Raw genomic sequence first — 13,870 nt, forward strand, 5'->3', positions numbered from 1 at the left:
GGCCGGTACCGGGGTGTGGGCGGCGGTACGCAAACGGCGGGCCGGGGCGGCCGTCCGCCCCTGACCCGCCGCCGGTGTACGTCCTACTTCGCCACGACGGCGACCGGCGCGTCCCAGGCGTCCCGGTCGATCGTGAGGGTGACGCCGCCGTACGTCTCCTTCTTGTTGATGGCGTACTGGTGGCCCCGGCGGTGGCCCGCCCACTTGGTCCCGAAGGGGTAGCCCGTGGTGGTCGACTCCACGTCGTCGTACGCCGCGTACCAGATCGCGTCCGGCATGTCGGTGCCGGGCGTCGAGGCGGCGACGGCGGCGGCACTGGAGGAGGCGAAGCCGTAGAAGCCGGTGCGGTAGCCCTTGGCGTGGGTGGCCCTGTTCCAGGCGCGGGTGTAGGCGAGCACGGTGTCCTTGCAGGAGGTGTTCGTGGTGTCGAACCCCTCCATGTCGAGGTAGACCGGGCTGCCGGGCCGCATCCCGAGGGCGCCTGCCTTGACCCCGGCGTCCGCGCCGTCCGTCGCCCCCAGGGAGGCGGCGGTGGAGGCGGTCATCTTCTCCGGGTTGCTGCCGGACTTGCAGGGCGGCTGCGCGCCTACGTAGAGGGGGATGAGCTTCCACCCGACGGCGCTGACGGACTTCACCCAGGAGGCGGTGAGCTGGGGCTGCGCACACCCCCGGTTCCTGCCCCCGATGTAGACGGCGGCGCCGCCGTACGGGGAGGCGGTCTTCCACGCCTTCATCTGGGCGAGGGTGGGGGCGGTGCAGGTGTCGAAGGCGCGGCCGGTGAAGGTGGCGGGCCTGGAGAGCGAAACGGGCCGAGCGGGACCGGCCGCGGTGGCGGCGCTCCCACTCCCACTTCCGCTCCCGGACGCGGCCTCGGCGGTGAGCGCCCCACCCACGAGGAGGGCTGCGCCGCCGAGGGCCATGGCTATGGTGCGGTGTTTTTTGGTGGTGCGGTGCTTGGGCAACGGGTCCCCGGTTCCTGTCTGCGATGCGGCGATGCCCGGGCCCGCACCGGAAGTTCCGGCACGGGCCCGGGCATGGAGGAGAGTACTGGGCCGGCTGCTTCCAGTCGGCGGAGACCTCCGGCTCTAAAGATCGTCCAACATGGCCACGGCCGTGCGAATCAGATCGTCGAATTGATGCACGTGCAACTTCCGGTCTTCGTCCGACGAGGACCAGACGACGTAGCCTTCCTCAGGGCTCGGTTGGACCCAAAGCTCTCCGGCTTCGACATCGTGGCAATCCTTCGCCAATCTCAGCGTCCAGTGGGAGAAGAACGGGAACATCCGACTCAGATGCGGGTCCGCGTGAAGTGCCGAAAGCAGTTCCCGGTACGCAAGGAACGAGTCATCGCCCATCAGGATGTCCCACTGGGTCTCGACCGGGTTTCCGTCCTCGTACGCCTGGCTCAGCCGGTCGAACCCCATGAAGGGAAAACGACTGCTGAGTTCCCTCAGCTTGACTCCCTGCCGCCACAAGATGAGAACCCCGGCCACTTCGGACAGATCGGTGGTACTTCCACTGGCCCAGACGAACCCCTGGCCGCTGTCCAGATTGATGCCGAACCTGCGTGTCCCACGCCCCAGGTGGATGCGCACCATTCCACGCGGCGACGAGAACTGCGCCGCGCTCCATGCCGGGTCTTCAAGTTCGAGGCCGCTCTCGGTGGCTCCGAGGTCGACGCCCTGTTCGCGCGCGATCGAAACGATGGCGGCCTGAAGGCCCCCGTGCTCGATGAGGTCGGCGTAGTGCTCGAGCCGGGGATCTCTGGGCGATCCGGCGGCTTCAGTGGATCCAGGAGAATTCATGGGAAGAAAAGTCCCTCAGTTGGGAAAGGCCCGGTGGGGCGAGCTCCAAAGGATCTCGCCCCACCGGTAGGACAGAATTACGGGGCCCACTCGAATGTCCAAGCGGTGTACCACTTGCCCTCGTGCCACTTCGGTTCGGGATGGTTTTCTATCAGACCATCCTGGTCATAGAACTTGATCTTGTCCCAGGCCTTGCGCCCGCCGATCACAGCCCGCGCGAGCCAGGCCATTTCCTGCTGGGTCGCGTGAACGCCCTTGCCACCGGCGAGGCCACGCGTCGCCATGCCTTCGAAGCCGCCCTCGAACTGCTCCGTGAACACATGAATCGTCGTGTCCGGGTTGTCGATGGCGTCCCTCACATGGCTGCTCCAAGTGTTGATGTACTTGGGATCCATGAAGTGCTTGAGCTTCTTACTGTCAGCCCATTTGGCCGTGCCCGCTTTCTGGTAACCGAGTGCGACATCATCGCAGTTGTGGACCAGAACCGGCGTATCCCCGGCCTCCACGTAGTACGTGTGGAGACCGCCGACCGTCAGGTCGTACGTCGTCGTGTTCGCGTGGTACAGGCGGACGCCCGTGACCTCGGCCGTGCCGGTCGGGGTCTGGAGGACGTCGCCCTCGTGGAGGTCCTTCGCCTCCACGAACGCCGACTGCGTGGCGTCGTAGAACGGGTGGTGGAACGTGGTGGTGAGGTGGTCGCCCTTGGCGGTCACCTCCGCCGCCTGTGCCTTCTGCGGGGTCGCCGTCAGCGCGCCCAGGACCGCCGCCGAGGCCGCGAGGCCCAGCGCCGCCCTGCGGACGGCCTTCTTGGCCTTCGCGCCGCGCTTCGCCGCCTTCACCGTGACGTCCACGAAGTCGCGGTCCGTCTTGGTGACGATCACCGCGGTGACCTTGTGCGACTCCGTGCCGGACACGCCCGGCACCGCGTTGGCGACCGTGTCGCCGACCTTGATCTTGTCGATGGCCCTGGTCGAACCGTTGGCCATCAGCACCTTGGTGTTGCCGGTGAAGCTGTGCGGAACGCCGACCTTGCAGCCGCCGCCGGTTTCACTGCGCCCACCGGCCCCTTCCGCCTCGGCCCGTGACGCCGCCGTCTCCGTGGCGTCCCGTGCCGCCGTCTCCTCCGCAGCCGCGCCCTTGCCGAACAGACCGCCCACGGCCTTCATCGCCTTGGGGGCAGCCTTCGCCAGCAGGGAGCCGCCGATCTTGCCGAGGACTCCGCCCAGCGCGCCGGACGCCGCGCCCTCGATCGCCGAGCCCGCGAACGCGCCGACGCTGCATTCGTCGCCGCCCTTCTGGGCGCAGGCGAAGCCCTGGGTGACCAGGGAGCCGACCGCTCCGGCGACCGCCGCGCAGCCGATGGAGCCGACGCCCGCGGTGACCGCCTCGCAGCCCATGAAGACGGCCGTGGAGACCACGAACGAGGTGATCGCCGCGGCGTGGTGCTTCACGAACGTGGCCGTGGTCTTCGCCGCCTGGACGGTGGCGTGGTAGGCCGTGCGGGCCGCCTTGGCGACCGTGTGGACCGCCGCCTTGGCGGTCTTCTTGACCGCCTTCACCACGCGCTTCACCGTCTTGGTGACCTTGTGGTACGCGGTGTGCACCGCGTGCACCGCCGCGTGGTAGACGCGCTTCACCTTCCGTACCGCGTAGTGGTAGACGCGGCGCACCACCCGCACCGTGGCGCGGTAGACGTCACGGACCCGGTGGACGACCTTCTTCGCCACGTGCTTGGCGACCTGGACGACCTGGTGCACCACCTGGACGGCGGCGTGGTAGATCGGCGCCGCGACCTGGTGCACCACCGCGGCGGCCTTGTGGACCACCTTCTTGGCGCCGCAGACCACGTCGTACCAGGAGCAGTTGCCGGACTGGTCCGTGCCCGCGAGCGGGTTGTCGTTGACGTACGCGAACGGGTTCGCGGACACCGAGTTGGGGACCGGGTTCAGCGAGATGGAGTCCTTGTTGCGGAACTGGCCCGTCGCCGGGTTGTACCAGCGCGAGGCCGTGCCCACATCACCCGAGCCGGGCTCGGTCCAGCCGGACTGGAAGCCCAGGTGGCCGAGGACGGTGTTGGTGCCGACCGTCTTGCCCAGCGGGTCGTAACCCGCCGAGCCGGACAGCGCGGTCGCGCCGGCCGTGAAGGTGCCGATGACGTCGTCGTGCTGGTCGGTGAGGGCCAGCGCGCTGCCGGAGGAGCCGTTGCCGACGCCGACCAGCGAGCCCGTCGCGTCATAGGTGTAGGTGTAGTTGCCGTCGGAGGCGATGGTGTTGCTCGCGCCCGAGTACTGGAAGGTGCGGCTGCCCTGGGTCGCGGTGTCGGTGTCGGTGATGTTCCGCCCGGCCGCGTCCAGGTTGTACGCGTGGGTGCCCGCGGTGATCTGGGCGCCGAACGCGTCGGTGGTGAAGGCGACGGAGCCGTCCGACCCGGCCTGCTGGGTCATCGTGCCGCGTGCCGAGTAGGTGTAGCTGTGGTTGCCGTCCGAGGTCAGCTGGTCGCGGGCGTCATAGGTGTAGACGTCCGCGCCGACCCGGGTGCGGTTGCCGGAGGCGTCGTAGCCGTAGGCGGTCGTCGTGGAGCCGTTGTTCCACGAGGTGAGGCGGTTGGCCCAGTCGTAGGTGTAGGTGTGGCTCGCCGCGCCCGGCACCCCGGTCGTCGTCTTCGACGTCAGGTTGCCGTTCTTGTCGTAGCCGTACCCGAGGGAGGCGAGGCCGGTGGCGCCCTGCATCAGGGTGTCGCCGGTCAGGCGGTGGGAGGTGTCGTAGGTGAAGGTGCGGGTCTGGCCGGTGGCGCCGTACTTGATCTGGGTGAGCTCGTTGAGCTTGCCGTAGGAGTACGTCAGCCGGTTGTTCGTCGCCGCGTCGTCCAGGGTGGACAGCCGGCCGGCCGTGTCGTAGCCGTACGTCGTCGTGCCGGCCGCGTCGGTGCGGGTCAGCGGCGCCGAGTCGGCGTTGTAGGTGAAGCTGGAGGAGCCGGCCGAGCCGGACGCGGAGAGCAGGTCGCCGCGGTCGTCGTAGCCGAACGCCTCGTGGGTGGCCGACTGGTGGTCGGCGTTGCCGGTGATGCCCGCCTCGGCGGTGTCGGCCGAGGAGACCCGGCCCGCCTTGTCGTAGCTGAAGGAGCGGGTGGCGGTCGCCGCGTCCGCGCCCTGGCCGTCCATGGTCAGGACCTGGTCGTTCTTGTCGTACGTCAGGGACGTCGACGTACCGCCGGGCTTGACCGCCTTCACCATCCGGCCGTCGGCGTCATAGCTGAAGGTGGTGGTGGAGTCCGCCGCCGAGGTGTACTGCGCGGTCGACGGCTCGATCACCTTCTCCTGCTGGCCCCACGGGGTGTAGGTGTAGCGCCAGGAGTTGCCCCGCCCGTCGGTGAACCGGGTGCGGTGGCCCGCCTGGTCGTAGCCGAAGCTGGTGGTGATGGACTCGGTGGCCGAGACCGGCTGGATCTCTTGGGTGACCGTGCCCGCCGCGTCGTAGGTGAAGCGGGAGGTGTGGCCGAGGGCGTCGGTCGTGGTGACCGCGTTGCCCACCGCGTCGTAGCCGATGGAGGACTGGGCCAGCAGCGTGTCCGAGGCGTCGTACTGCTTGTTGTACGTCGCCTGGCCGGACGCGTTGTAGTCGGTCTGGGTCCAGGTGTTGTCCGGCAGGATCGTCTTCTGGGGGTTGCCCTGGAAGTCGTAGGTGTACCGGGTGGTGTTGCCCGCCGCGTCGGTGACGGACGTGGTGTCGCCCGCCCGGTCGTAGCCGTACGAGGTGGTCACCCCGCCCGGCGTCGTGGTGGACGACAGGTGCGTGCCGTAGGGGTTGCCCGAGGTCACCGCGTAGGAGTTGGTGCTGGTCAGCGTCCGGGTGGACGGGAACCGCTCCATCGTGGTGGAGGTGAGCTGACGGCCCAGGTAGTCATAGGTCGCCTGGGTGGTGGCACCTGTGCCGTCGGTCACCGAGAGCGGCTCGCCGGCGTTGTCGTACGTGGTGTGCACGGTGGCGCCGTCGGGCCTGGTCACCTGCGTGACCCGGCCGAGCTGGTCGTAGAGGTAGCCGGTGGTGCGTCCGCCCGGGGTGGTCGACGACGTCTGGTTGCCCTCGCTGTCGTAACTCCAGGTGGCGGGCGCGGTGACCGACGCGGAACCGCCGGCCGGGGTGTACTGCGGCAGGGTCTCGGAGACCTTGTTGCCGTTGGCGTCGTAGGCCGTGGTGGTCACGTCGCCGTTGGGGCCCTGCTCCTCGACGGCCTCACCGAAGGTGTTGAAGCCGCTGGTGGTGACGGGCCGTACGGTCAGCGGGCCGGTGCCGTCGCTCTCCGCCTGGACGGCCGGGGCGGTGGTGACCGCCAGGTTCCCGGCCTCGTCGTAGGCATAGGTGGTGGTGTTCTGGTTGGCGTCCGTCATGGACGTGCGCAGACCGCGCTTGTCGTACGTGTACGTGGTCTTCTGCTCGTCCGAGGAGGCGGCCGTACCGCCGGCGCGTCCCTTGCCGTAGAGCGAGGTGACGTCGGTCGAGGTGAACGCGCGCTGGTAGACCTGCACGTTCGCGACCCCGCCGGGCAGCGCGTCGACCACGGAGCCGCCGTACTTGGCGGCGCCGATCATCAGCGGACCGTGCGCGCTCCAGGGAGCGCTGTTGGTGGCGCTGCCGGAGAGCGTGCCGTTGACGTACACCTGCACCGCGCCGTTGGTGGCGTTGTACACACCCACCACGTGCGTCCAGGCGCCCGCGACGGGCTTCGCCGTGGAGTAGGCGGCCGGGAACGACGGCGACGCCGCGTCCGAGCTGGTCTGCTCCATGGACCACAGCGGCGCACCGGTGTGGGCGTAGTTGTACTGGAGCATGAACGCGCTGTTGGTGGTGCCGGCCTGGGCCACGACGGTGGCGTTGTGGGTCGGCAGGGACGCCATGTTCACCCACGCGGAGACCGTGTAGGAGGCGGCGGTGTCGAGCACCGGGCCGTTGGTGGCGATCTGCTGGCCCGCGGTGCCCGCGAAGGTGGCCGAGGAGTCGTTCCAGGTCACGCCGGTGGCGGCGGCGGTGTTGCCGGAGCCGGAGGCGTCGGTGACCGTCGAGCCGGAGGTCTGGTCGAGCTTCCACCAGCCGCTCGGGTGCCCGGCGGCGTCGCCGTACAGCGTCTCGGCGATCTTGTTGCCCATCGGGTCGTACGCGTTGGTGACCGTACGGTCCCAGCCCGAGGAGTCGTGGTCGTTCTCGGTGGCGATCTCGTCGTCCGGCGTGTACGACACGCTGGTCACCCGGGCGACCCTGCCGGGGTCGACGGTGGTGGAGGTGGCGCGGGAGGCCGCGTCGACCGTGTGGGTGGTGACGGTCTCGCCGTTGTCGGTGGCGGAGGAGAGCAGGTTGCCCGCCGCGTCGTAGGAGTTGGACTCCAGGACGGTCGAATTGGTGCCGTCGGCGCTCTTCTTGGTGACCGTCGACGTCAGACCGTTGTCGGTGTAGGTGTACGAGGTCGTCGAACCCATGGCGTCGGTGACCGACGCGAGACGGCCCGACGGGTCGTAGGCCCGGGAGGACTCGGTCAGCAGCGACGGCGTCTGCGGGTTCACCGGGTCGCCGGCGTACATGACGCCCTGGGTCAGCAGCTGGCCGTTGTCGTCGTAGGTGTAGCGGATCTCGGTCCCGGAGGAGGAGACCTCCTTGGTCTTGTTGCCCTGGCTGTCGTAGGTGTAGGTGACCGTGTTGCCGTTGGCCGCGCCCGCACCCGCGTTGGCGTCCTTCTTCGTGGCGACGTGGTCGTACGCGTCGTACGTCTGCGTCTCGGTGCGGGTGTAGTCGCCGCCGCTGCCGTCCGCCACCGACTGCGAGGTGATGTTGCCGTCGACGTCGAAGACGGTGGTGGAGACCGCCGCGTGGACCGCGCCGGTGACCCGGTCGGTGAGCTGCGGGTCCTTCTCCTGCACGACCTGGCCGTCCGCGTCGTACGTGTACGTCGTGGTGAGCCCGGCCGGGTAGGTGTCGGAGACGACCTTCTTGCTGAGGACCTGGCCGACACCGTCATAGGTGTAGGTGGTGACCAGACCGCCGGCGTCCGTGGTCGAGGCCACGTCACCGCTCTTGAAGTACGAGACGGAGTTGACCGAGCCACCGGGGCTGATGGTCTTCACCGGCAGGCCCTTGGGGACGCTGCCGCCGTCGGCCGCCGGGTAGGTGGCGGTGCCGTCGCTGAAGACGGTCGTGGTGGTGCGCCCGTTGGGGAACCCCGCCACGGCCGGGCCGGTGATGGTGGTCTGGTTGCCCGCGCTGTCGTAGCCGAAGGACGTCAGATAGGTGTTGTCGGTCTCGGAGGCCGAACGGCCGTCGCGCCGGGTCAGCAGGATGTCGTTGCGCGGGTCGGCGGTGGTGAGCTGCGCGGTGGTGTCGTCCGGGAAGTAGCTGAAGTACTCCGTGGAACAGGCGTTGGCCGCCTGGTTCTGGCAGGAGGTCGTGGAGACCGTGTTGCCGCGGACGTCGTGGCCGGTGACCGTCATCGCCCCGTTGGGGTTGGTGACGGTGTGCTCGAAGCCGCCCGTGTCGTAGCCGAAGCTGGTGGTGTTGCCGAGGCCGTCGGTCTCGGTCAGCGTCCGGTTGTTGTGGGTGACGTCGTACTGGTACGTCAGGGTGGCGTCGGCCGGGGAGGTGACCTTCACCGTGGAGACCGGCAGCAGGCCCGTGGAGTTCTTCGCGGCCTGGAAGTGCGCCGCGGCGTCCTGGGCGGTGAGCGCCGTACGGTAGGTGGCGACCTCCGCCAGCGAGCCGTTGAAGTACACGGTCGCCGGGTAGGGCAGACCGGCCCAGCCGGAGCCGGTGGTGGCCGCGCCGATGTAGTCGGTGGTGCGCCCGCCGGTGGTCAGGGCCGCCGTGCCGGTCTTGGTGGCGGCCTGGCTGCCGTCCAGGTACAGCGTCTGGCCGCTGCCCGTGGCGGAGAGCAGCACATGGTGCCACTTGCCGTCGGTCACCGTGCCGGTGGTGCCCATCTGGACGGAGCCGGAGGTGGTGTAGAAGCCGCCGTAGAGCTTGTTGTCGGTGCCGATCCACAGCTGCGGGGTGGTCGAGGTGACCGTGCCGCCGATGGGCGCGTTCTGCGCGTTCATCAGGATCGCGCCGCCGTGCGTGGTGGAGAACCACAGCTCGGCGGAGGCGGAGGTGCTGCCCGTCTGGACGTCCGGCACCTTCACGAAGGAGCTGGTGCCGTTGAAGGCGGCCGTCTTCTGGTCGCCGAAGGGCCCCGCGGCCCCGAGGGTCACATTGCTGTACGTGCCGTCGCCGCCGCGCGTCTCGTCGACCGCGGTGGACGCGCCCGCCGCCTCACCGAGGCGGAAGTAGGTCGCGGGGGCGCCGCCGAGGACCGCGCCCCGGTAGGTCTGGCTGGAGCCGGTGACCGTGGGCGCGCCGATCTTCCAGACGCCGCCGTTCTCGTCGGTGAGCTGAGTGAGCGCCGCGGTGCCCGGGTCGTAGGTCATCGCCGCGTACGTCTTGCCGGACGGGCGGGTGACGGACGACAGCAGGCTGGAGGCGTGCGTGCCGTAGTTGTAGAGCGCGCTGACGTCGGCGGCGACCAGCGGGCGGTCGTACCACGCGGCGCCCGCGATGGAGCCGTTGAAGTAGGTGGCGTAGCCGGTCTTGCTGGTGCTGCTCTGGTGCGGCTGGTCGGGCCAGTTGCCGCCGAGGAAGCCGGTGCCGAGGTAGTTGAACGGCTGGTTCTTGCCGAAGGCGGTGCCGCTCTTGATGGAGACGGTGCCCGAGAGCGAGCCGACCTTGGCGTTGTCGAGGAAGAGCGACTGGGAGTTGCCGGCGGCCGAGAGCACCACGTGGTGCCACTTGCCGTCGGCGACCGAGGCGGAGGTGGTGAGCGGGGCGATGCCGCCGCTGTACCAGAACTCGGCGTTCAGCTTGCCGTCGCTGCCGACGTAGATCGACGGGGTGTAGTAGCCCGCCGCGTTGCCCGCGTCGATGGGCTGCGAGGCGTACGAGTAGAGGACGCCGGGGCCCGCCGAGGTCTTGAACCAGAGCGACAGGGCGCCCGAGTCGGTGTTGTTGCCGGTGTCGTTGGGCAGCGCCACGGCGGAGGAGGTGCCGTTGAAGCCGGCGGCGGTGCCGCCGTTCGGCGGGCCGGCCTGGCCGAGCGTGACGTTCTTGTACGTGGCGTCGAGGGTGTGCTCGTTGCCGAGGACCGCGTCCTTGGCGACGGTGCCCGAGGCCTCGCCGAGCGGCCACATGGCGCGCGGGTCGAGGTCGAGCGAGGCGTTCTGGTACTGCGAGCCCGCGGTGTAGGTGTACTTGGTGCAGGCGGTGGTGGTGGACGGCGGGCAGACCGAGACGAGCTGGTCGCCGGTGTAGCCGTAGGTCCAGGTCAGCGCGGTGGACGGGGTGCCGGCCACGACCGGGTCGGTGACCACGGTCGCCACATGGGCCGCGGCGGCGCCGGACGGCGTCGACCAGGTGACGTTCAGGGCGCGCCCGGAGACGGCCGAGGTCATCCTGGTGACATGGCCGCCGGACCAGGTGAGGGCCAGGGCGCGGCCGTTGGCGTCGGTCACCGAGGTGATGCCGTAGCCGCCGGAGCCGAGCGCCTGGGTGAAGGTGTAGACGGTGTCGTCCTTGTCGGTCAGCGAGTAGCCGCCGGTGACCGACTTGAAGGTGGAGTAGCGCCCGGAGCCCGAGGAGAAGGTGCCGTCGCCGTTCTTGCCGAACCCGACCTGTGAGCCGTTCGGGTAGGAGACGACCGCGCCGGTGACGGAGCCCGCGGCGTTGTACTGCTCGGTGGCGCGGGTGTCGAAGATCGCCGACCAGCCGGCGCCGAAGGAGCCGGTCCAGCGCGGGTCACGGGAGTTGTAGTCGCGCACCACGTCGAGGCTGGGGCCGACGGTCGAGATCGAGGCGTCGGTGTCGGTGGTGGTGTAGTTGCCGCTGGAGGCGTCGAAGCCGTGGTCGCCGCTGTTCTGCGAGAGGCCCGAGGTGATCACCGGCTGGGGCACCTGGATCTGCAGCGCGTACCAGTCGGCGGCCGGGGTGTAGAGCGAGCCGTCGTAGCCCTGGACCGTCCAGTAGTAGGTCTGGCCCCACTTGAGCTTGCCCGCCGGGACCGTCCAGTCGCCGGTGGCGATCAGGCCCGAGTCGGCGATCTTGGTGTTGGTGTTGTCGTAGACCTGGAAGTCGTACTGGGGGGTGGTGGTGACGTCGTCGCCGGCCCAGGCGGTCAGCTCGGGCGTGGTGGTGTTCGCGACGGCGTTGTTGTTCGGGTACTGCTGGTAGATCTGCGGGGCCGCGTTGCCGGTGTAGGTGACCGACATGTACGGGCCGAGCGCCGGGTCGTTGAACGAGCCGAACTGCTTCCAGTGCAGACTGTCGTTGGTGGCCGCGTAGACGGCGAGGCCGTTGTCGGCGGTGGTGCCGTTGAACCAGCCCTGGAGGGCGCTGGTGCTCAGCGGTACGTCCACCCAGTCGCCCACGGTCCGGTCGGCGCCGGTGTTGGCGCAGGCCTTGGGCACGCTCGGGGTGGCGTTGCCGATGGAGGAGCCGTAGGACGGGCCGGGGTAGCCGGTGACCGTGTCGGGCTTCCAGGCCTGGGTGACCAGGGCGACGTCGAAGCGCTCCGGGGTGCAGGTGGAGGCCCAGGTGTCGAAGAGGTGCAGGGTCGCCGAGGTGACCGTGGCCTTGGTGCCGTCCCAGGTGTTGTACCAGTGGTTGACGTAGGCGGTCGCCGAGTGCGGGCCGGAGTCGTAGGAGCCGGTCTTGACCGTCTGCTCGGAGGAGTGGTCACCGGGGGCGCCGGACTCGGCGTAGGTGGTGGTCCAGCCGTCGGTGACGGTCGGGTCGACGGTGACCGGGAAGACGCGGGCGCTGTCGTGCAGCCAGCGCGGGTCCAGCGTGACCTTCAGGGCGGTCTTGGCGCCCTGGCGGACCAGCTGGTAGGTCACGGAGTGGGTGGTGGCCGGGTCACCGGAGCGCGGGTCGACCTTCGCGTCGTAGGCGTAGGCGGAGGGGATGCGCTCGACGGTCTTGCCGGCGGTGTCCACCAGGTCGATGGAGCCGTCCCGGACCTGGCGGGCGGTCAGGCCCTTGAGGTCCAGGGGGAAGGTCCAGACGTTGCCGGCCTGCGCGGAGTGCAGGACGATCGCTTCCTTGAACCCGGTCGTGGTGGGCGCGAGCTCCAGGTCGGTGCCGGGGAGCACACCGGCGTAGGTGACGTGGGAGCCGTGCGCGGTGCCGGTGACGGGGGCCGCGCCCTGGAGGCCGTAGCTGAGGGCGTGCGAGCCGTCGGTGGCGAAGGAGGCGAGGGCCGAGTCAGCGGCCTTGGCGGCGAAGTCGACGTCGAGGGAGTTCGCCTTCTCGTGCCAGCGCTTGTCCGGTCCGGCTCGCACGTCGACGTCGATGGGCTGCCATCTGCCGTCGTCGTCCTTGTAGTTCACCGGCGTCATGGCGAGCTGCCGGGTCAGGGTGCCGTCCGCGTTGTCGAAGACCGTGGCGGTACGGGTGGACTTGACCGGATTGCGGCGGCTTGTCTTGGAGTTGAAGCCCTGCGCCGAGCGGCTCTTGCCGCCCTTGGTGGCCTTCGCGTACGGGTGGTACGCGTCGAGCTCACCGTGGCCCTTGCCGGGCTTGTGCCCCTTGCCCTTGTTCGCCTTGGTGGCGGCGGCGTCGGTGTGGTGGCCGTGACCGGCGGCGGTGCCGCCCTGCTGCTTGGGGAGGGAGCCCCAGTGCGGGTCCTTGAACCAGGCGGTGACGGAGCTCAGACTGGGCAGCGATATCCGGCCCAGATGGGCGTCGTCGGCCATGGCCTGCTGGGTGGTCAGCATCAGCGCGAGGCTGGTGAGCAGCAGCAGTGCCACACGTCTGTGACGGCGGCGGTAGAGCGAGGGCCGCCGTATGGAACGGCGGAACGGGCGCGGGCGCACGAGGCGACTCCTCAGACAGGGGATCGGGGCGAACAGGGCACAGCAAGGCCCTGAAGACAGAAACGCGCCGATCTTGTCCGTAAAGAGCACCTAAATGACAGTCAGCAGACTCCTTCTTGGCAGCCGCATGGGCAACCCATTGCCCATGCGGAATGAGTTGTTCCGTCTGTCCGGTTCGGCCTTTCCCGTACTTTTGCCAGAAGAAGGACAGCCCCATGCCTGGAGTGGGTAACCCGGGGCGAAGGTCAAGCGCGGTTGAACCCCGGCCCCGCCGGGCCGCCCACGCGAGGCGAGCGGGCGCTCCTCACCCCGTGGGCAGCTTCTGCTGCGGGCACTCGGCGAGGACCTTCCGCATCGCCTGCTTCTCGGCGTCCGTCACCCACACCCCGTACTTCTTCTTGACGGCCACCTGGTCCGCCACGTACGTACAGCGGCCGGCCGCGAACGTCGGCAGCCAGGTCGCCGCGTCGCCGTCGCTCTTGCGGCGGTTCGCGCTCGAGTCGACGGCCAGCAGGTTCAGCGGGTCGTTGGCGAAGGCCACCCGCTTCTTCTTGTCCCATTGCTGGGCGCCCTTCTGCCAGGCGTCCGAGAGGGCCACCACATGGTCGATGTCGACCTTGCTGCTGCCCCGGACGAACTGGATGGTCCGGCCGGTGTAGACGTCCTTGGTCAGGGTCCCCGAGGCGACGTCGCACTTGTCCTTGAACTTCACGTCCTTGAGGTCCCGTTTGAGGATGTCCTCCCGGGTGGCGCAGCCGTTGGCGTCGGTGTCGGTCCAGCCGCGGCCGAACTGGTCCCGCGAGTACCCGGTCTTGGGCGCACGGCCCTTGACGGTGAGGCCGTCCACGGCGGCCAGGGCACTGCCCCGCGCGGCGGGCGCGCCGGGCTTCGCCGTCTTGGTGGCGCCGTCGTCGGCGGAGCAACCGGTGAGGGCGAGCGCGGCCGAGAGCACGGCGGCGCCCAGAGCGGTTCGGTACGTACGCGTCACAACGGGCCGTCCTTGGAGGAAGTTGGCGGAACCCCGGAATCCTAGGGACTTGTACCCGGCAACCCGGCGGCCATAGGGGCTCGAAGGCGGAAAGTCACCGGCGGCCCGGCCGCCCGCGCACAGCGGCGCCCGACCGCACCCCGCCCGTGCCCCCCTCCGCGGGCGGGGTGCGGTCGGGCGCCGCTGTGCGCGGG

At 69.6% G+C, this 13,870-nt stretch carries 4 protein-coding genes; all 4 read right to left on the bottom strand.

Annotated features, from left to right (window positions below):
* Positions 1-83: 83 nt before the first annotated feature.
* Entirely contained in the window at positions 84-962 is an 879-nt protein-coding gene (locus tag ACJA3G_RS14145; RefSeq protein ID WP_406553308.1) for a glycoside hydrolase domain-containing protein, read from the bottom strand.
* A 123-nt stretch (positions 963-1,085) separates the two neighbouring features.
* The gene (locus ACJA3G_RS14150) at positions 1,086-1,805 is read right to left on the bottom strand and encodes a DUF6193 family natural product biosynthesis protein (protein ID WP_406553309.1); all 720 of its coding nucleotides are present in this window, start codon (positions 1,803-1,805) and stop codon (positions 1,086-1,088) included.
* Between the two features lie 77 nt (positions 1,806-1,882).
* On the bottom strand, positions 1,883-12,688 hold the full coding sequence (locus tag ACJA3G_RS14155; RefSeq protein WP_406553310.1) for a LamG-like jellyroll fold domain-containing protein: 10,806 nt from the start codon (positions 12,686-12,688) through the stop codon (positions 1,883-1,885).
* A gap of 304 nt (positions 12,689-12,992) precedes the next feature.
* Positions 12,993-13,676, bottom strand: coding sequence for an HNH endonuclease family protein (locus ACJA3G_RS14160; protein WP_406553311.1), 684 nt, complete (start codon positions 13,674-13,676; stop codon positions 12,993-12,995).
* Positions 13,677-13,870: the final 194 nt, after the last annotated feature.

The organism is Streptomyces sp. YS-3 (genome assembly GCF_045257485.1).
GTDB lineage: Bacteria > Actinomycetota > Actinomycetes > Streptomycetales > Streptomycetaceae > Streptomyces.

Coding starts and splice junctions, on each gene's coding strand:
- ACJA3G_RS14150 (WP_406553309.1), bottom strand. CDS start 1,805: ATGAATTCTCCTGGATCCACTGAAGCCGCCGGATCGCCCAGAGATCCC.